Genomic DNA, 17,081 nt, shown 5'->3' with positions numbered 1-17,081 from the left:
TGGCGTGCAGACAGTCCTTGTGAATGGAATTCGAGTCATAAATGCAGGCAGTCTGGTGATTGACGCCAGCTCGGGAAAACCATTCCGCCGAAGTCTCGAATAAAGAGACGCCCGCCCTGACGACAAACCGTTCAACCATTGCTGGAATATCATGAACTGTATCTGAGTATTTTTGAGCAGGTCGCCGTTATGCATGCATTGGTTTGCAAGATACGCTTGTAAAGGGCACAGTGGTTTTGATGTCGGCACAATGGTCACGTAAATGACTATTGTCATACCACTGTCGTGCAGGACATCCACAAATCGCGTCGCCCAACACTCTTGAAAGGTGTCAGATGTCCTTGTCCAACCTCAGTGCAATTTCTCGTCGTAAGTTTCTCGTAGCAACCAGCGCCAGCGCCGCTGCTATCTCGTTACATCCTTTTTCCGCGTCAGCAGCCAACAATCAGGCTCATTTAAGGATCATGGAGACAACGGATATCCATGTGCACGTTTTCCCGTACGACTACTACGCGGATAAACCGCGTGACACAGTGGGCCTTTCGCGAACAGCCTCAATAATCAATGAAATTCGCGCGGAGGCGACGAATTCCTTGCTAGTCGACAACGGAGACTTTTTGCAGGGTAATCCTATGGGCGATTATATTGCCTACGAGCGCGGCATGAAAGAAGGCGATAGCCACCCAATTATCAACGCATTCAACACCGTGGGGTATGACGCTGCAACGCTGGGCAACCACGAATTCAACTATGGGCTGGATTTCTTGGATAAATCTTTGGCCGGAGCCGACTTCCCCGTTGTTCTGGCAAATATTGTAAAGGAAAAGGGTGGAAATCCCCGCGACGACAAAACGCTTGTTAAACCTTACGCCATACTAGATCGGGAAATCGAAATGGGTGACGGGGCCAGACATCCGATCAAGATCGGCGTGATCGGGTTTACCCCTCCGCAGGTCATGAACTGGGATCGCAAGCATCTTGAAAGCAACGTTCAAGCCCGTGACATTATCGAAACGGCACAGGCCTACATGCCCGAGATGAAGGAGCAAGGCTGCGACCTGATCATTGCCTTGTCTCATTCGGGAATTGGTGCCGCTGAACATTCAGATGGAATGGAGAATGCATCGGTTGTTTTGGCCGGTGTTGACGGGATTGATGCGTTGGTAACTGGCCACAACCACCTTGTATTTCCGTCAGAGACATTTGCCGATCGTCCCGGTATTGATGTCGAAAAGGGAACCCTCATGGGCAAACCTGCTGTAATGGGTGGATTTTGGGGTTCGCACCTTGGTCTTTTAGACCTGCTGCTTGAGCGCGACGGGAATGAATGGCGCGTCGTTACAACAACTTCAGAGGCACGCCCGATCTCGAAGCGCAATGAGGATCGTTCAATCACCCCCTTGGTCGGTGATGATCAAAACGTGCTGAATTCGGTAGCCGACGATCACGATCAAACGCTGGCATATGTCCGGCGGGCGGTCGGAAAGACGTCGGCCCCGTTGCATAGTTACTTTGCGCTTGTCGCAGATGACCCCTCTGTCCAAATCGTGTCGATCGCACAAAAATGGTACGTTGAGCAGATGCTTAAAGGGACAGAACATGAGGGGCTACCCATTTTGTCAGCCGCAGCGCCGTTCAAGGCAGGTGGCCGCGGTGGACCAGATTACTATACTGATGTTCCGGTGGGTGACGTCGCAATAAAAAATGTGGCGGACCTCTATCTGTACCCGAATACAGTGCGGGCAGTTCGCATAAACGGGGCGCAGGTTCGCGGTTGGTTGGAACGTTCGGCAGGTATGTTCAATCAGGTTGAACCGGGCTCGAAAGACGCCATTCTGCTCAACCCGTCTTTTCCGTCATACAACTTTGATGTGATGGACGGCGTTACTTATCAGATCGACTTGTCGCAACCATCCCGCTTTGGACCAAAAGGTGAAGAGGCAAACCCCGAGGCTGCTCGGATCGTGAACCTGCAGTTTAACGGAACGCCAGTTACAGATGATATGGAGTTCATCATTGCGACCAATAATTATCGTGCTTCAGGGGGGGGCTCTTTCCCAGGTGCGAAAGGCGACACAATCGTCTTTGAAGCCCCAGACACAAATCGAGATGTGATTGTCCGCTATATTGTCGAAAAAGGCACGATAGACCCCAAGGCAGATGCCAACTGGTCATTCGCCCCGATTGAAGACACCACGGTCCTGTTTGAAACCGGACCAAAGGCGCGCGATTACATAAATGACGTCAAAGGTGTCTCAATCGAAGATGCCGGTGACGGTGCCGATGGCTTCGCTGCATTCCGTATCAAGCTGTAGCTACCCCAGGACAAACTTCCGTCGTTGACGGCTAATTTAAATACGGCAATTAAAGTCGGCAGCTTTCATTGAACTCACCAACTTGGTTCATAAAGCTGTCGATATTCATGTTTGTGAGTCTTTAAAAATTACGTATTTGATAAACTCATTTAAATAAATCCATTCAATTTATTGTCAAACTTAATTACCAAGCAAAAAAGGTACGTTAAAAACATTAAACCCAGACATAAGTGTCAAACGCGTTGAATCTCTTCAAATTCCTTTATTCGATCAATTAAATTAGTAGAATAGAGGAATTAGGACAGAGATTACGGGTTTTCTAGTTATGATTCAGGAGAATAATTTATGTCTGAGTATTCTGATGCTCAATCACGCTGGATAGGTACATGGTAAAACCAAAAGGGTTCTGTCATGAGAATTCGGGGCGTCGTAACAGAGAAAACTGGTACGCCTGACGATACCGAGCATTTTCGGATAACCGGGACTTATCAAACGGCAAAGGGCAGCATTCCCTTTAATGTCAAAAGCCCGCTCAGCGGGTATGTAACGCTGGATCAAATCACATTTAGTGTAAGTTTCAGGTACTTTGCCGGAGACAGGGACATTCACTCGCTTACAGCATGGGCGGGACAAATTTTACCTAACCCAGACAACCCGGCCAGAGAATCTTTGCAGACGCTTTGGAATTTGGTGCCCAATCTTGCAGACGGAGAACATGAGGACCAGTATGGGTGGGTAATTGCCTGGTCGGGAACCGACCGTTTCACGCGACTAAGCAGCGACCCTGATCACATTGTTGTTGAGCCGAGTTGACCAGACAATTATTGCAAACGCCCGAGCTAATCCATGGGCTGGATAGGGTTTGGGAAACTTGAAACGGAACCGATCCAGCGCTTTAATGAAGTGTTGGATCGCATTTCCCGAGCCAACCTTCGGCCACTTGATTTGTTGCCAGCTAAGCGGCTGCTCAACTCATCAAGTCCAATATGTGAATAATGCTGCCACTCTCTTCGTGAACTCACGAGCCATGTCTACTGGAGAAGGCGAGGAGTCTCACACGATAACTGACTTTATGCCCGATATCGTTGTCACGTTTAGGTCCAGAAAAATTGCTATCTTGTTCAAAAAAAAATCACAGCGCATAAGCAATATAAAGAATGCGATAGCCGAAACAGCGCCTCAGCTCCCTGGATGAAAACGTGGCGATAATTTACCATTTCGGCCAATGGAAGTGCGTCTTAGTGCATTCAAATCAGTTGCACGATTCGGTTATTGAGAAACATGGTGCCCGGGGGCGGAATCGAACCACCGACACGAGGATTTTCAGTCCACTGCTCTACCCCTGAGCTACCCGGGCACCGGAACGGCTTCCGCCGTTGGGTGGAGGCGTTCTATGACTTGGCACTGGCAGTGTCCAGAGGCTTTTTCACATTTTTTCAATGTGGCTTGGGTACCCCAGGCACGTTGACCTCAACGTCTGCTTCCATGTCCTCTTCGCGCTGCGAAGGAACAGCGTAGGACCCGTTTAGCCATTTTGCCAAATCTATGTCCGCACAGCGTTTTGAACAAAATGGGCGGAACTTTTTCAATGTGTCCTCTCCACAGATCGGGCAACTCATTTCAGCGTCTCCGAAACTGGTACGCGACCACGTTTTCGCTGCAATTCAAAATGACCAAGAGGTGTCCACCCGGCAAGGATCGTTTCCTCGGGATCGGATTTAAACGCCTTGCGCAATGCGGCCTCAAAGCCTCGGCGATCCTTTTTTGGCATAGGTGCAAGATCCAAAGTAACCTGACCACCCAAACCCCGAACTCGCAGTGCGCGAGGCAAGGTTTTGGCGCATGCAAAATTAGCTTTCGTGCCTGCGGCCAGCGAAGTGTCACGGCCTGTGTTCACGTCAATCGCGACCAAAGCCCGTGTGGGTTGGATAAAGAGCGAACCGCCGCCCGGCAATGGTTCAGAAACGCCCAAAGCAGCGTCCAAGGCGTCCAGAACCCCATATGCTTCGAAACCTCCAGGTCGCGTCACGACTTCGGCCGGATCAGTCCAATCGCGCCAAGCCAATATATGTGGGTCGTCGCCATCGCTGAGTGTTTCACATTCACTTCCGATGTCAGACATGACTTGCTCAGCCTGCGCGCGCATGGCTGAAATGTCTTCCGCAATCTCTTCTGGATCAGATGTCAGGCAGCAAGAACGAAGGATCAAACCGTAGGGGCTGTCCGCCATCTGAGTATGTGCGATTTCCAACAATTGGTTGCGAAGCTCTTCATCTTGAATGCGGCGCGAGATGTTCAAACCTGGCGCATCTGGCGTCACTATCGCATATCGGCTTTTGAACAAAAGGCGGTTGGTAACCGGGATTGCCTTTCCTGGCTCTGCATACCCCGTGACCTGCACGAGGATGTGGGCGCCCGGTGCCAGTCCTTTGACCTGACGCAGAAAAACTGAACCGTCAGGTGTCGTCAGGAACATGCCGCCCTGCCCTTTCACAGGTCGGTCTGCCCGCGCACGATAGATTGTACCGACGGGCGGAGCGTCCGCAGCGATCAGAAAGTCCTCCAGAACGCCATCCACCATCAAAGCGGCGGCTTTGCGTCCTTGAATCTCGTCCAGAACGATTGTGCGACCCTTCATGGCGCCTCTCGGTACAACGGATATCCAACACCTTGCAACAACGCAGCGGTTTCAGCCAGAGGCAGCCCAACGATGCCGGTGAAAGATCCGGAAATCCATGGAATGAATGCCCCAGCTGGCCCCTGAATCGCATAGGCACCTGCCTTGCCCTTCCAGTCGCCAGTCGCGAGATAGGCATTAATCTCAATATCCGAAAGGCGTTTGACTTTAACTTGGCTGATCACGTCCCTTTGCAAAACCTTATCGCCGCGTCGCACAGCAACTGAGGTGATCACCCTGTGCCGACGCCCAGACAAAGAATGCAGAAATTCCGCGGCATTCCCGGCATCCTCTGGCTTTCCCAAAATGCGGCGACCCAAAGCAACAGTAGTGTCCGCGCAAAGGGTTATGTCATCATGGTCTGCGGGGACCGCAGTGACTTTGGCCCGAGTAATTCGGTGGCAATAGGGAACAGGTAATTCCCCTTTCATTGGCGTTTCATCAATGTCGGGCGCAACGATGATATCGGGTATTACACCAAGCTGAGACAGCAGGTCCAGCCGCCGTGGGCTGCCCGATCCAAGAATGAACGCCATTGAAAACTGCGTTACTTAAAGCGGTAGTTGATCCGACCCTTAGTCAGATCATATGGGGTCATCTCGACCTGTACTTTGTCGCCAGCCAGAACGCGGATGCGGTTTTTACGCATCTTACCTGCTGTATGTGCGATAATCTCATGGCCGTTTTCCAGCTCGACCCGAAACGTCGCATTAGGCAGGAGTTCCTTCACGACACCGGGAAATTCGAGCGTATCTTCCTTGGCCATGTTATCTCCATCATTACGTTGCACCCGCAGAATCTGCGGAGGTGTGCGCCTAAATGAGCGTATTTGGGCGCTAATTCAAGGGCGGAATCACTTAAAGAGCACAGATTGTGACCGAATCGACTCGGGGCTGCTGTTCGATCCAATGTGCCCTGTTCAGCACTCTTCCATCCGCTCGGACGGTGGAAATGGCAGTCAGATCAACCTCGGCATATGTCCAGCCGGGTTGGTTCATTGTGCCCTCTGCCAAGACACCGTTTGAAGGGAACCCAACGTCAGGCGGCCCAAACACGCCGCCCATCCCTGTATTCACATCGACCGACTCCGACCACGCATATTCGCCGACCAAAGAAGACATCACCGAAACACATTGGTTTTCCAACGCGCGGGACATCGCCCCTATGCGAACGCGCCAATATCCGGAAAGAGCTTCGGTACAGGACGGTACAAGGATCAGATCCGCGTCCTGCAGGGCACGTCCCAGCAAAGGGAACTCGCTGTCGTAACAGATCAGAATGCCGATTTTACCCAATGCAGTATCGAACAGCTTAAGTGGCCCGCCCGCTGCAATGTTCCACGTTTCACGTTCGAAACGGGTCATGATCTGCTTGTCTTGGTGCTTGTGAACACCGTCAGGTGCGTAGAGAATGGCCCTGTTGACCGGGCGGCCCGAACCATCCAAGACCGGAGCGGAACTGCCCAGAATATAAACGTTTTGCTCCTGGGCGAGGCGTCTGTGCAGTTCGATGGTTTCTTCGACCCGGTCTGACACAGCATGGATGGAGCGTTCCAAGTCGCGGGCAACGTCAATCCCTTCCAACGTGGACAACTCCATTGCACCATATTCGGGAAACACCAACAGCTGTGCGCCGTGTTCGACGGCGTCGTCGACCCAGTGCGCCAGCTTATCTTCGTACTGCGCCCAGCTTTCAAGCCAGTCAAGCGGATATGCGGCGGTGGCGACTATCATCACAGTTCCCGTAACCAGAATTGGAGTGGCTTTGCGGTCTCGTTCTTATTGCCAATATCCTTCCACGAAAACTGAGCGACAACCCCCTGGATTGGTTGATATCCTCTCGCACGCCAAAATGAATCCAACGGTCGGTAATTCTTAGGGCGCATTGGGTGCTCCTCAGGCCGTTGAACGCTGCAAAACGCCGATTTGGAGAATCCCAGATGGCGGGCATGTGCTTCGCGTAGATCAAAGAATTTGTGACCGACTCTCTTGCCACGATAATCCTTCAACAACACAGATTCCGCGCAGTAGAAAATCTCGCTCAAATCAAACGCTGTTCCTTCGAATGCGGCTGAAAAATCCTCTGAATGGTCGACCAGCGGGGACCCTGTTGACGCACCAACCAAATTTTCTCCATCAAACGCACCAACAATAATGGCTTCTTTGCTATCGCGATAAGATTGCAAATATTTTCGTTCATATTCCAAGTCGCCGTCATAAAGGTATGGCCAGTCGCGAAAAACCTCGATCCGCAACCGCGCGACTTCGACCAATGCATCCTTCAATGCAGAACCGGTCAATGGCCGAACTTCGATCACTTCAGCCATTGGAAACCTGCCTGATCCAATCAGACAAGTTGTAATAGGTCGTTACGCGGGTAATCTTTCCCTTGCTGAGGTCAAAAAAAGATCCTGCGGGCAAGCGATAGGGCTGGCCATTTGCCGCGGGCAACCCATCATCTGTTTCCAGATATTTGCCGTTAACGACGAACTCTGCGGCTCCGCGTGAACCGCCTGCGGCCTCGAAAATCACAATATCAGTCAGGTTTTCGCTGTAACAGCGGTTCATATGAGCGCAGAACGCTGCAAATTTTTCTTTTCCGACACGTATCTCACCTTCGTTGACATGGTGTGCGATATCTTCCGTAAGGCAATCCAACATGCCTTCGACATCACCGGCATTGAAGGCTTCAAAGTAGGTTTTGATAGTCGCGCTCATTGTAGCTCCGTCGGGTCGCCCCATTTTTCCTTTAGGTGATGGATGATCTGATCCCGGGTCTGACGATAGTGATGCAGTTTTTGTTCGCGTGTGTCACCCATTCCAGTAGGGTCCATGATTGGCCAGTACTCTACGTCCAAATGAAAAATCCGGGTTAATTCCAATGCTTTTCGTTGGCTCGCTGGTGAAAGTGCGACGATCAGGTCAAAAGAGCTCAGATCGTCGCCCCAATCTTGCATCTCATCAAATGAACGGGACCTGTGGCGGGACAACTCAACATCGATTTCCTGACAGGCCGCGATGCAGAAACCGTCGATCTCCATGTCGTTGTAGACACCGGCGGATTGAACATACGTCCCGGTGCCATAAAACTTTTTCATGATACCCTCAGCCATGGGAGAACGAACCGCGTTGTGGTCACAACAAAACAGGACCGACTGCGGCAAGGGTTTCACGTGTCAGCCCCCAAAATGCAATACGCAGATTAGCGTGAACAACCGGCGCGCAGTGTCGGTATCGACCTCTGCCTTTCCTTCAAGTCGTTCCTGCAAAACACGGCTACCTTCATTGTGGATGCCACGGCGCGCCATGTCGATCGTTTCGATCTGGCTGGGCGGCAGTGATTTGACCGCGTCAAAATAGCTTTCGCAGATTTGGAAATAGTCTTTGACAACCTGCCTGAACGGGCCAAGCGACAAATGAAACTCAGCCGCCTTTTCCTCCTGTTCGGTGGAAATATCGAAAACCAGCCGCTTATCCCGTATTGACAACTGAACATGATATGGACCTTGGGGCACGGCCCGATCATCCCGTGCTGGCAAAGAGAATGAGTTTTCTTCTAGCAGATCGTAGATCGCTACCTTGCGCTCTTGCTCGATCTCCGGCGTCGGAGGCGGAAGGTTTCTGTCGTCCAGTTCGATTTGTGAAATGCGGGTCATTTTCAGGTTGGTCCAGTCAGTTCGGATCAGAAGTATATCAACCGTTCCGGCGGGGCAATGGACTGCCGCGACGTCTTAGCCGTTCAGTCGATCTAACCTTGCTTGCACCGACAAACCGTGCGCCTCGAGACTTTCGGATCGGGCCAATTGAGCGGCTGCAGGGCCGATGGCGCGTAACGCCTCGGGCGTCATCTGGCTGAGCGTCGTGCGCTTGAGAAAGTCCATCACGCTAAGACCTGAGGAAAACCGGGCCGATCGAGCCGTTGGCAAAACGTGGTTCGGGCCGCCAACATAGTCTCCGATCGCTTCCGGCGTGTATTGACCCAGAAAAATAGCCCCTGCGTGAATAGTCTTGGCGCTTAGCTTATTTGGATTTGAAACACACAGTTCTAAGTGTTCCGGCGCGATGCGGTTCGAAAGGTTGGCGGCCTCATCCAGATCACGCGCTACTATCACGGCGCCAAAGTCACGCCAGCTGGCACCGGCGATTGTGCGGCGCTCCAGCGTTTCCAATCGCCTCTCAACAGCTTGGGCAACGGCCCTTGCGAAATCCGCATTATCGGTAATTAAGATGGACTGGGCGCTCTCATCGTGCTCCGCTTGGCTCAGTAGGTCCAACGCTATCCAATCTGGATCATTGTCTTTATCGGCTATGACAAGAATCTCGGAAGGCCCGGCAATCATGTCGATTCCAACCTTGCCGAAAACCCGCCGTTTCGCAGCGGCAACAAAAGCATTTCCCGGGCCTGTAATCTTATCCACTGGAGCAACGGTTTCAGTCCCATAGGCCAACGCTGCGATAGCCTGAGCGCCGCCAATTCGATAAATCGTGTCCACCCCAGCCAGCTTTGCCGCAAGCAAAACCATCGGATTGACCTGCCCATCTGGCGTTGGAACGGTTATAGCCAACTTCTGAACGCCAGCCACTTTCGCTGGGATCGCGTTCATCAAGACCGAAGACGGGTACGAAGCCAGACCGCCCGGCACATACAAGCCGGCAGCAGATACAGCAGACCACCGCCAGCCAAGCGTCGCACCATTAGAGTCAGTCCATTGTTGGTCTTCCGGCATCTGCTTCGAGTGATAATCCCGAATTCGCTCGGCAGCCATTTCAAGTGCGTTGTAATCATCGTCTGATACAAGATTTGTAGCAGAGCTGATCTCATCTGCACTGAATGCCAGGGTCTCTGGCGTCAACTCTAGCCGGTCAAACTTGGCAGTGAATTCGATCACCGCTTGGTCACCCCGATTACGCACATCTTCAATGATCTGCGCAACAACTGCATCAACGTCGGGGCTGTCTTCGCGTTTAGCAGTCAGCAGCGCCTGAAACGAAGCTTCAAACTCAGGTGAACCGGTGTCGAGAAAGGCAGGCATGGCATATACTCTCAAGCGTTTAGTCGGGTCTTAAAGCCCGAATTGGCCACCCTCAACCCTCGGTTGGTCAAGTGCTGCAATTTGCCTTCCGAAGATAATGAAAATGCGAGATCTATTCCGGATGGCGCGGCACATGGCCAGAGGGAGCCTGATAAGGGCGGGTTACGTCCTTCAGTGTGGCATCCACCGCTTCGACACGCAGTTTTATCGCTCCGTCGCCCGCCAATGTCAGTAGTATTTGACCAGCTCCATCTTCACCCGGCTCGAAATCGATCGACAACAAGGACAGGATCATATCCTTGTCGTTTCTATCGATACCCTGACTGGCGACTGAAAGGACTGAGGCGAACATCAATACCGATTGAACACGCTCGAAAGAACGGCCACGTTGGGCTGCGGCATCCTTATCTTCCCACCGGAAACGGTTCAGCAGCAGTGCAAATTGACGGTCTGCAGGCCGCCACTTCATCTCTGTTACTGGAAATACAGCATCCTGCGAAAGTGTCGAAATGACCTGCAAATCATCCGCGTCTTCCGCACCCAAATTCAGCGGGGCTTCGCGCCCGTCTTCAAAACTCGCATCGGTCATTGGCTCTTTATCCGTTCAATCTTTGCGCCCACGCCTTCCAGCTTTCCCACGACATGTTCGTATCCGCGGTCCAAATGATATACTCGGCTGACCGTCGTTTCACCTTCGGCTGCCAAACCAGCCAAAATCAAAGAGACCGAGGCCCGCAAGTCGGTCGCCATTACAGGTGCACCTTTTAGCTGATCGACGCCAGTGACCTTCGCCGTACCGCCGTGAACTTCGATCTGTGCGCCCATGCGAACAAGTTCCGGGGCATGCATGAAGCGGTTTTCGAAAATGCGTTCCTCTAAAACAGAAACTCCTTGGGCTGTGCACATAAGCGCCATCATTTGTGCCTGCAGGTCGGTCGGAAACCCCGGAAACGGTTCGGTAATGACATCTACCGATGTCACTGGCCCATTCTTGCGCGACACCTTTAGGCCTTTGGCGGTCTCCGAAATACTCACGCCAGCCTCTTCCAACTTGGACGCAAAAGATTCCACCAGCGATTTCCGCCCCCCTAGCAATTCGACCTCACCGCCGCAAATTGCGGGAACCAGCATATAGGTGCCGAGTTCGATCCGATCAGAAACAACCTGATGCGTGGCGCCATGCAAACGGTCGACGCCTTGAATCTCGATGGTTGATGTCCCCTCACCCGCAATCTGGGCTCCCATTTTGCGCAGACAATTGACTAAATCCACGATTTCAGGCTCGCGAGCTGCATTCTTCAGAACAGTCGTGCCCTTGGCCAGAGTTGCGGCCATGACAATGTTCTCAGTCGCTCCAACGGAAGCAAAACGCATCTCGTGCACGGCTCCCTTAAGACCCCCCAAGGCCTTGGCGTGCAGATACCCGTCTTTCAACTCAATCTCAGCACCCAAAGCTTCCAACCCTTCGACATGCAAATCCATGGGCCGAGCACCAATCGCACATCCACCCGGCAAAGAAACCACAGCCTGCCCAAGGCGCGCCAGCATAGGGCCCAGAACAAGATTGGAAGCCCGCATTTTCCGCACGATGTCGTAGTCTGCCGTATGGCTTGTCAGATCATGGCTGGACATCGCCAAGACCTGTCCATCCTGCAATGACGAGACCTCTGCACCAAGCGACTGCAGTAGTTGCGTCATTGTTTTGATATCGCTCAACCTTGGCGCGTTTGTCAGTGTGAGTGGGTCTTCGCTCAGTAAGGTCGCAGGCATAAGGGTCAGGCAGGCATTTTTTGCACCCGCAATCGGTATCTGACCACTGAGCGGCCCATTGCCCGTAACCAATATCGAATCCATTTGCTCTTATTCCTCATTCTGATCCGGCTTAGCCTCTGCCGCCGCACGCGCCTTGGCCTGCGCCTTTCGCCGTGCAAGGTTGGCTTTCAGCGCTGCTTTCAGTCGGTCTTCGCGCGCACCGCCAGAATTGTCGTGTTTTTTTATTGAATTTTTGTCTGCCATTGTCTTTCTCTACAGGAGAGACAAAAAACCGTCCAGACACCCTTGCGCGACGTTTCTTTTGAGTCTAATCACCCGCCCACAGTGCTGCTGTAGCTCAGAGGTAGAGCACTCCCTTGGTAAGGGAGAGGTCGAGAGTTCAATTCTCTCCAGCAGCACCATAAATATATCACTTATCTGATCGCCCTTTCCACGCCCCCGTTCGCAGCAGCGCGCTTATGCATTGCGCACATCATCGCTCAGCAAAAGTGCGGCAAGTCTTAGGCTGGTTTTAGGTTGGATTTATCGTCATTACAGTAGACGGGTTTTCGGCTGAATGTATGACCAAAGATTGCAGAAATGTTGTGCACTTACCTACACGACAAAAGTGTTAGCCTCTGTTATTGATCAGCAATTTCAGCGCTTGCGGCATCTCCAACAGGTTAGTTTGGAATGCTCAACCGCAATTCACAGATTTTTGGACAATCGTTGATTGTAATACATTATTCTGGGTTGGCGGCACCGATAAAGCGCTGCCGCCACACAAATCTTAACGCCCGTCGAACTTATCTAGAGCATCAGGATAATTCCTGTCATTCCGTTCTGTACCGTTTGTACTCTTTGATGACGCTGTGCCTCCGGAAAAGCTTCCAGCGTTGGTGCTGTCGGGTCCGTTACCCCAACCGTTATCGCCTCTTGTAGTTGGTTCCGGATCCGGATCCGGCTCTTCTATAACTGCGAAAGCAGGTGCCGCTAGGATCATTGATGCCGTAAATGCGCTTATGATAGCTATTTTAGTCTTTTTCATAATTTCCCCCGAAACTGGTTAAAACACGGAAACTATGTAATCTAAGTTGCCAAGGTTAAATGTACTCAATAATTCGTTTTTGTCTATTTTTATTGTAAGAAGTTGGTCTGCAAACAATATTTGAAGAAATTAACGAAGTAGCTTCTTAGTCGAATTGATCATCGCGATTTACGGTATCTAATAAGACTAGTAGGTTTTGCTGAGAAAAACCAAAGTCACCGTTTTTTCAGCATTGAAAGCCAATTGCATATTCTTTGAAAGTTGAACGAAGACAATGGCCTAAAAGCAAAATGCCTTTTTGTTTTTTACCTTATTAAGGCGGTATTTATCTGTGCTGCAATTCCCCGCGTCAGCCCCCTCTTAAGCGTTGCATCAGATAAACCTCACTGCCCTCCGGAATTGGTTCGGTCAAACCCGTGGCAATGACGCGGCCATCGACGGCGATTGACACACCAGCGTCAATCGGGCCCTTCAGCTGAGGATGGATACGCACGAGTTCGCGCAACAATTCTCCGGTCGTGCGCGCTTGCACCTCAACAACTTGCTGGCCTCCGGTCAATGAGCGGAGACCAGACCAGAGATGAACTTCAACCATTGCCCTTCAGCGCGGCCAAGATGCGCGGCGGAGACATAGGCAGTTGCCGCATCCGCACACCGGCTGCATTTGAAACGGCATTGGCGATAGCCGCAAGAGGCGGAACAATCCCGGTTTCACCGACCCCACGAACGCCAAACGGATGGCCAGGGTTGGGTACCTCGACAATAACTGTATCGATCATTGGAAGGTCACTGGCTACCGGAACGCGATAGTCAAGGAATATCGAATTTTGCAATCGACCGTCTTCGCCATAAACATATTCTTCGTTCAGCGCCCAACCGATGCCTTGTGCCGCACCACCTTGAAATTGACCTTCAACATAGGAAGGGTGGATGGCTTTGCCCGCGTCCTGAATAACCGTGTAACGCGTGATGCTGGTCTTTCCGGTTTCAGGGTCGACCTCGGCGTCCACAATATGAGTTCCAAACGAAACCCCGGCGCCTTCTGGAGTGGCTTCGAAATGGCCCGAGATAGGACCCCCAGTCGAGCCCATGTCTGCGGTAATATCTGCCAATGGCATCGGATCGAAGTCACCTGCGTTGGAACCCGAGGGTACTGCGCAGCCGTTTTCCCATTTTACAGCATCGACAGGAATACCCCACTTTGCCGCCGCCCGCTCACACAGCTTTTCGACGGCATGATGGGCGGCCTTGATCGTAGCCAAACCTGACGCATAAGTCACGCGGGAGCCGTGGCTCACGTCGTTGTACCCAAGCGTCGCTGTATCGGCGATAGTGACCCGAATATTCTCATAAGGAATGCCCAGAACTTCGGCGGCCATCAATGCCATCGAGGCCCGAGAGCCGCCGATATCCGGCGTTCCGACCATCAACTGGGCCGATCCATCCTCGGACAGCGCCAATGAGACCGAGGTTTCGCCGCCGTGGTTAAACCAGAACCCGCAGGATATTCCACGACCTTGCCCCGGCTTAAGCGGCGCTGAATAGTGAGGATGCGCCTTCGCAGCTTCGAGCGTTTCGACCAAACCAATACGTTCGTATCTGGGGCCAAAGCTGGCTTTAGTACCTTCGTGTGCAGCGTTTTTCAGTCGAACTTCGACGGGGTCAAGACCCAGTTCATTACACATCTCGTCAATCACCGATTCAACGGCAAAAGCCGCCATTGGCGCACCCGGCGCGCGATAGGCGGCTTGCTTTGGACGGTTTGACATCACGTCGTAACCGGTCTGTTTGACGTTGGTCAGATTGTAAGGGGCGAAGGCGCACATCGCCGTTAAGTCGCCCGGTGCGCCGGGGAAAGCCCCACCCTGAAGACGGAATACGCCCTGAGCGGCTGAAATTGTGCCGTCCTTCTTCATACCGATCTTTACATCCATTGAGGCAGATGAGGTCGGACCGGTAGCTCTGAAGACTTCGGACCGCGTCATCACGATCTTCACAGGGCGATTGGCCTTGCGGCTCAACGCAAGTGCGACGGGTTCGATGAAAACGGTGGTTTTACCGCCAAACCCGCCGCCTATCTCGGACGCCGTAACGCGCAGTTGCGCGGTTTCAATCCCTAACAGTGCAGCGCAGGTTTTTTGGGCGATCCAGTGACCTTGCGTCGTGCACCACAGCTCACCTTTCCCATCGTTGCCGAGCGATGCCAGACACGCGTGAGGTTCGATATAGCCCTGATGGGTCGCTTCTGTTACAAAACTATCCTCGATTACAAGATCGGCTTCGGCAAAGCCGGCCTCGACATCGCCATGTCCACTTTCATGATAACGCACGACGTTTGGGTGCATCCCTTCAGGAACAGAATAATCAGCGGCGCCCTCCCGAATGACCGGAGCATCCGGGGCCATTGCCTTGTCTACGTCGGTAACATGTGGCAACACTTCGTATTCGACGTCGATCAGCTTTAGTGCATCACGCGCCGACAGTGCTGAAGTCGCAGCGACCGCCGCAACTGCGTGACCGTCGTACAGCGCCTTATCTCCGGCCATAACATTTTCTAGAACATTCCAGAATTCGCCCTCAAGCCCTGGTTTAAACGGTACATCGGCAAAATCAGCGCGGGTTACTACCGCCTTTACGTCCTTATGCGCCTCCGCCTTTGAGGTGTCTATCTTCTCGATCCTAGCATGCGCATGCGGTGAACGAAGAATCGCTCCATGCAACATCCCTGGTGCATAAGCGTCTGCCCCAAATTTGGCGCGTCCGGTAACTTTGTCCAAACCATCCGGTCGATCCGGGCTTGTGCCAACAAAAGTGAATTGAGATTTGCGATCGTCGAGTGCCATTACGAAGCCTCCCGCATTTCAGCCGCCGTCTCCATAACGGCGCGAATGATCTTGTCGTAACCCGTGCAACGGCAAAGATTGCCTGCCAGCCAGTAACGAGTTTCTTCCTCGGTCGGGTCCGGGTTCTTTTCCAGCAGCGCTTTGGCTGCAACCAGTATACCCGGCGTGCAGATACCGCATTGCAGCGCCGCGTGTTCGATGAATTTTTGCTGCAGCGGATGCAATACTTTACCATCGGCAAGGCCTTCGACTGTTTCTATTGCCCTTCCTTCGGCTTCCACGCCAAGCATCAGACAGGAACAGACGAGACGGCCATCAACCGAAACCGAACAAGCACCACAGTCACCTGTTCCGCAGCCCTCTTTAGCGCCGGTAAGGTTCAGCTTGTCCCGCAGACAATCAAGTAGGGTTTCGCGTGGGTCGCAAAGGAATTCAACTTCATCCCCATTGACCTGAGTAGTTACGTGAAACTTGCTCATGCTTGTTCTCCCTTCGCACGGGCATAGGCGATTTTAGCGGCACGCTTTGCGAGAACACCCGCGACCTCGGTACGGAACTCAATCGTGCCCCGTTTGTCATCAATCGGGTTACACGCTGCCGAGGCCGCAACAGCCAGTGCTTCCAAAGCTTCATCATCAAGCGAGCTGCCGATGATCGCGTTGGCGCAATCTTCAACCAGTAAAACGGTCGGCGCAACTGCACCGAGCGAAACGCGGGCTTCGGTGATCTTGTCACCGTCCAAACGCAGATTAACCCCGACACCGACGACGGCAATGTCCATCTCGGTGCGTGGGATAAAACGCAGGTACGCGTCACCACCACTCTCTCCTCGGGACGGAATGTTTACTGCAGAAACTACCTCACCCTTGGTCAACGCAGTTTTCCCAGGACCAGTTGGGATGTCTTCCACTGCAACCTCTCGGTCGCCTTTCGGTCCGGTTACGGTCACCGTCGCCCCAGCAGCGATCATGGCTGGAACGGAATCAGCGGCCGGAGAGCCATTGCACAAGTTGCCGGTAAGCGTTGCGCGACCTTGCACTTGGGTCGAACCGATCAGGTCCATTGCTTCGACCAATCCGGGCCAGTCGTTACCCAAATCGGGATGTTCGCTCATCTCGGCGCCTGTCACTGCGACACCAAGCGTCCAGCTACCGTCAGCGTTTCGTGTAATGTCCCGCACGCCATCTATTTTCTTGATGTCGATCAGCGTATCAGGCGTCACAAGTTCCGAACGCAGCTGTACCAGAACATCTGTACCACCTGCTAAAAACCGAGTGATTCCCGTCGCCTTGGATGCCAGAGCCGAAGCTTCTGCAAAGTTGGCGGGGCTGTGATAATCCATGAATTTACCTCGCACCTGTGGATCAGGGTCTACTGGGGTTCGGAGGGGACGTTAGTGCAGCATTCGACCAAC

At 52.6% G+C, this 17,081-nt stretch carries 19 protein-coding genes, 2 tRNA genes and 1 pseudogene; 3 read left to right on the top strand and 19 right to left on the bottom strand.

What is annotated here, in order from left to right; genetic code table 11:
* Positions 1-335: 335 nt before the first annotated feature.
* Entirely contained in the window at positions 336-2,315 is a 1,980-nt protein-coding gene (locus tag AC2FNV_RS08355) for a bifunctional 2',3'-cyclic-nucleotide 2'-phosphodiesterase/3'-nucleotidase (RefSeq protein WP_170603534.1), read from the top strand.
* Positions 2,316-2,720: 405 nt separating this feature from the next.
* Positions 2,721-3,128, top strand: a pseudogene (locus AC2FNV_RS08350) (avidin/streptavidin family protein); the annotation flags it as partial.
* A 469-nt stretch (positions 3,129-3,597) separates the two neighbouring features.
* Here AC2FNV_RS08350 and AC2FNV_RS08345 read toward each other — a convergent pair.
* The 14 genes from AC2FNV_RS08345 to AC2FNV_RS08280 all read right to left on the bottom strand — a co-directional run bounded on the left by AC2FNV_RS08345 (position 3,598) and on the right by AC2FNV_RS08280 (position 12,040).
* Positions 3,598-3,672 (bottom strand) — tRNA-Phe (locus tag AC2FNV_RS08345).
* Between the two features lie 79 nt (positions 3,673-3,751).
* Entirely contained in the window at positions 3,752-3,934 is a 183-nt protein-coding gene (locus tag AC2FNV_RS08340; RefSeq protein ID WP_170603530.1) for a DNA gyrase inhibitor YacG, read from the bottom strand.
* Positions 3,931-4,953, bottom strand: a complete 1,023-nt coding sequence (locus AC2FNV_RS08335) for a ribonuclease E/G (protein ID WP_170603528.1) — start codon at positions 4,951-4,953, stop codon at positions 3,931-3,933. The genes AC2FNV_RS08340 and AC2FNV_RS08335 overlap by 4 nt, the downstream gene beginning before the upstream one ends.
* Positions 4,950-5,528 carry a Maf family protein gene (locus tag AC2FNV_RS08330; RefSeq protein WP_170603526.1) on the bottom strand — a complete coding sequence of 193 codons (579 nt, stop codon included), beginning with the start codon at positions 5,526-5,528 and terminating at the stop codon, positions 4,950-4,952. Before AC2FNV_RS08330 ends, AC2FNV_RS08335 begins: the two co-directional genes overlap by 4 nt.
* 11 nt (positions 5,529-5,539) lie before the next feature.
* Entirely contained in the window at positions 5,540-5,758 is a 219-nt protein-coding gene (gene infA / locus AC2FNV_RS08325) for a translation initiation factor IF-1 (protein ID WP_005978431.1), read from the bottom strand.
* 91 nt (positions 5,759-5,849) lie between these two features.
* Positions 5,850-6,725 (bottom strand): carbon-nitrogen hydrolase family protein, encoded by an 876-nt coding sequence (locus AC2FNV_RS08320; protein ID WP_496772955.1) that lies wholly within the window; start codon positions 6,723-6,725, stop codon positions 5,850-5,852.
* Positions 6,725-7,318: a GNAT family N-acetyltransferase gene (locus AC2FNV_RS08315; RefSeq protein ID WP_170610729.1), complete on the bottom strand. Its 594-nt coding sequence runs from the start codon at positions 7,316-7,318 to the stop codon at positions 6,725-6,727. Before AC2FNV_RS08315 ends, AC2FNV_RS08320 begins: the two co-directional genes overlap by 1 nt.
* Positions 7,311-7,709 carry a ketosteroid isomerase-related protein gene (locus tag AC2FNV_RS08310; RefSeq protein WP_170477234.1) on the bottom strand — a complete coding sequence of 133 codons (399 nt, stop codon included), beginning with the start codon at positions 7,707-7,709 and terminating at the stop codon, positions 7,311-7,313. Before AC2FNV_RS08310 ends, AC2FNV_RS08315 begins: the two co-directional genes overlap by 8 nt.
* On the bottom strand, positions 7,706-8,164 hold the full coding sequence (locus AC2FNV_RS08305; RefSeq protein WP_170477231.1) for an arsenate-mycothiol transferase ArsC: 459 nt from the start codon (positions 8,162-8,164) through the stop codon (positions 7,706-7,708). Before AC2FNV_RS08305 ends, AC2FNV_RS08310 begins: the two co-directional genes overlap by 4 nt.
* Before the next feature lie 3 nt (positions 8,165-8,167).
* Positions 8,168-8,647 (bottom strand): UPF0262 family protein, encoded by a 480-nt coding sequence (locus AC2FNV_RS08300; RefSeq protein WP_170477228.1) that lies wholly within the window; start codon positions 8,645-8,647, stop codon positions 8,168-8,170.
* A gap of 75 nt (positions 8,648-8,722) precedes the next feature.
* Entirely contained in the window at positions 8,723-10,024 is a 1,302-nt protein-coding gene (hisD, locus tag AC2FNV_RS08295; protein ID WP_170603518.1) for a histidinol dehydrogenase, read from the bottom strand.
* A 112-nt stretch (positions 10,025-10,136) separates the two neighbouring features.
* Positions 10,137-10,613, bottom strand: coding sequence for a DUF2948 family protein (locus AC2FNV_RS08290; RefSeq protein ID WP_170477223.1), 477 nt, complete (start codon positions 10,611-10,613; stop codon positions 10,137-10,139).
* Positions 10,610-11,878: a UDP-N-acetylglucosamine 1-carboxyvinyltransferase gene (gene murA, locus AC2FNV_RS08285; RefSeq protein ID WP_170603516.1), complete on the bottom strand. Its 1,269-nt coding sequence runs from the start codon at positions 11,876-11,878 to the stop codon at positions 10,610-10,612. Before murA ends, AC2FNV_RS08290 begins: the two co-directional genes overlap by 4 nt.
* Positions 11,879-11,884: 6 nt before the next feature.
* Positions 11,885-12,040, bottom strand: coding sequence for a hypothetical protein (locus AC2FNV_RS08280; RefSeq protein WP_170603514.1), 156 nt, complete (start codon positions 12,038-12,040; stop codon positions 11,885-11,887).
* 83 nt (positions 12,041-12,123) lie between these two features.
* Between AC2FNV_RS08280 and AC2FNV_RS08275 the strand changes: the two genes are divergently transcribed.
* A tRNA-Thr gene (locus tag AC2FNV_RS08275) sits at positions 12,124-12,198 on the top strand.
* Between the two features lie 368 nt (positions 12,199-12,566).
* Here AC2FNV_RS08275 and AC2FNV_RS08270 read toward each other — a convergent pair.
* The 5 genes from AC2FNV_RS08270 to AC2FNV_RS08250 form a co-directional block, all read right to left on the bottom strand.
* Positions 12,567-12,824 (bottom strand): hypothetical protein, encoded by a 258-nt coding sequence (locus AC2FNV_RS08270; protein WP_170603513.1) that lies wholly within the window; start codon positions 12,822-12,824, stop codon positions 12,567-12,569.
* A 349-nt stretch (positions 12,825-13,173) separates the two neighbouring features.
* Positions 13,174-13,419: a MoaD/ThiS family protein gene (locus tag AC2FNV_RS08265; protein ID WP_170477213.1), complete on the bottom strand. Its 246-nt coding sequence runs from the start codon at positions 13,417-13,419 to the stop codon at positions 13,174-13,176.
* Complete coding sequence (locus AC2FNV_RS08260) at positions 13,412-15,667, bottom strand: xanthine dehydrogenase family protein molybdopterin-binding subunit (RefSeq protein ID WP_170603511.1); 2,256 nt, start codon at positions 15,665-15,667, stop codon at positions 13,412-13,414. The genes AC2FNV_RS08265 and AC2FNV_RS08260 overlap by 8 nt, the downstream gene beginning before the upstream one ends.
* Positions 15,667-16,146, bottom strand: a complete 480-nt coding sequence (locus AC2FNV_RS08255) for a (2Fe-2S)-binding protein (RefSeq protein WP_170603509.1) — start codon at positions 16,144-16,146, stop codon at positions 15,667-15,669. The genes AC2FNV_RS08260 and AC2FNV_RS08255 overlap by 1 nt, the downstream gene beginning before the upstream one ends.
* Complete coding sequence (locus AC2FNV_RS08250; RefSeq protein ID WP_170603507.1) at positions 16,143-17,009, bottom strand: FAD binding domain-containing protein; 867 nt, start codon at positions 17,007-17,009, stop codon at positions 16,143-16,145. Before AC2FNV_RS08250 ends, AC2FNV_RS08255 begins: the two co-directional genes overlap by 4 nt.
* Between the last annotated feature and the right edge of the window lie 72 nt (positions 17,010-17,081).

This window comes from Ruegeria sp. BHSA163 (genome assembly GCF_059613365.1).
Note: the sequence above shows the minus strand (reverse complement) of the source record. Positions and strands in the feature narration are given on the sequence as shown.

Excerpts from the sequence above, each read along its gene's own strand:
- AC2FNV_RS08355 (WP_170603534.1), top strand. The coding sequence starts at position 336 with ATGTCCTTGTCCAACCTCAGTGCAATTTCTCGTCGTAAGTTTCTCGTA.
- AC2FNV_RS08340 (WP_170603530.1), bottom strand. The coding sequence starts at position 3,934 with ATGAGTTGCCCGATCTGTGGAGAGGACACATTGAAAAAGTTCCGCCCA.
- AC2FNV_RS08335 (WP_170603528.1), bottom strand. The coding sequence starts at position 4,953 with ATGAAGGGTCGCACAATCGTTCTGGACGAGATTCAAGGACGCAAAGCC.
- AC2FNV_RS08330 (WP_170603526.1), bottom strand. The coding sequence starts at position 5,528 with ATGGCGTTCATTCTTGGATCGGGCAGCCCACGGCGGCTGGACCTGCTG.
- infA (WP_005978431.1), bottom strand. The coding sequence starts at position 5,758 with ATGGCCAAGGAAGATACGCTCGAATTTCCCGGTGTCGTGAAGGAACTC.
- AC2FNV_RS08320 (WP_496772955.1), bottom strand. The coding sequence starts at position 6,725 with ATGATAGTCGCCACCGCCGCATATCCGCTTGACTGGCTTGAAAGCTGG.
- AC2FNV_RS08315 (WP_170610729.1), bottom strand. The coding sequence starts at position 7,318 with ATGGCTGAAGTGATCGAAGTTCGGCCATTGACCGGTTCTGCATTGAAG.
- AC2FNV_RS08310 (WP_170477234.1), bottom strand. The coding sequence starts at position 7,709 with ATGAGCGCGACTATCAAAACCTACTTTGAAGCCTTCAATGCCGGTGAT.
- AC2FNV_RS08300 (WP_170477228.1), bottom strand. The coding sequence starts at position 8,647 with ATGACCCGCATTTCACAAATCGAACTGGACGACAGAAACCTTCCGCCT.
- hisD (WP_170603518.1), bottom strand. The coding sequence starts at position 10,024 with ATGCCTGCCTTTCTCGACACCGGTTCACCTGAGTTTGAAGCTTCGTTT.
- AC2FNV_RS08290 (WP_170477223.1), bottom strand. The coding sequence starts at position 10,613 with ATGACCGATGCGAGTTTTGAAGACGGGCGCGAAGCCCCGCTGAATTTG.
- murA (WP_170603516.1), bottom strand. The coding sequence starts at position 11,878 with ATGGATTCGATATTGGTTACGGGCAATGGGCCGCTCAGTGGTCAGATA.
- AC2FNV_RS08280 (WP_170603514.1), bottom strand. The coding sequence starts at position 12,040 with ATGGCAGACAAAAATTCAATAAAAAAACACGACAATTCTGGCGGTGCG.
- AC2FNV_RS08270 (WP_170603513.1), bottom strand. The coding sequence starts at position 12,824 with ATGAAAAAGACTAAAATAGCTATCATAAGCGCATTTACGGCATCAATG.
- AC2FNV_RS08265 (WP_170477213.1), bottom strand. The coding sequence starts at position 13,419 with ATGGTTGAAGTTCATCTCTGGTCTGGTCTCCGCTCATTGACCGGAGGC.
- AC2FNV_RS08260 (WP_170603511.1), bottom strand. The coding sequence starts at position 15,667 with ATGGCACTCGACGATCGCAAATCTCAATTCACTTTTGTTGGCACAAGC.
- AC2FNV_RS08255 (WP_170603509.1), bottom strand. The coding sequence starts at position 16,146 with ATGAGCAAGTTTCACGTAACTACTCAGGTCAATGGGGATGAAGTTGAA.
- AC2FNV_RS08250 (WP_170603507.1), bottom strand. The coding sequence starts at position 17,009 with ATGGATTATCACAGCCCCGCCAACTTTGCAGAAGCTTCGGCTCTGGCA.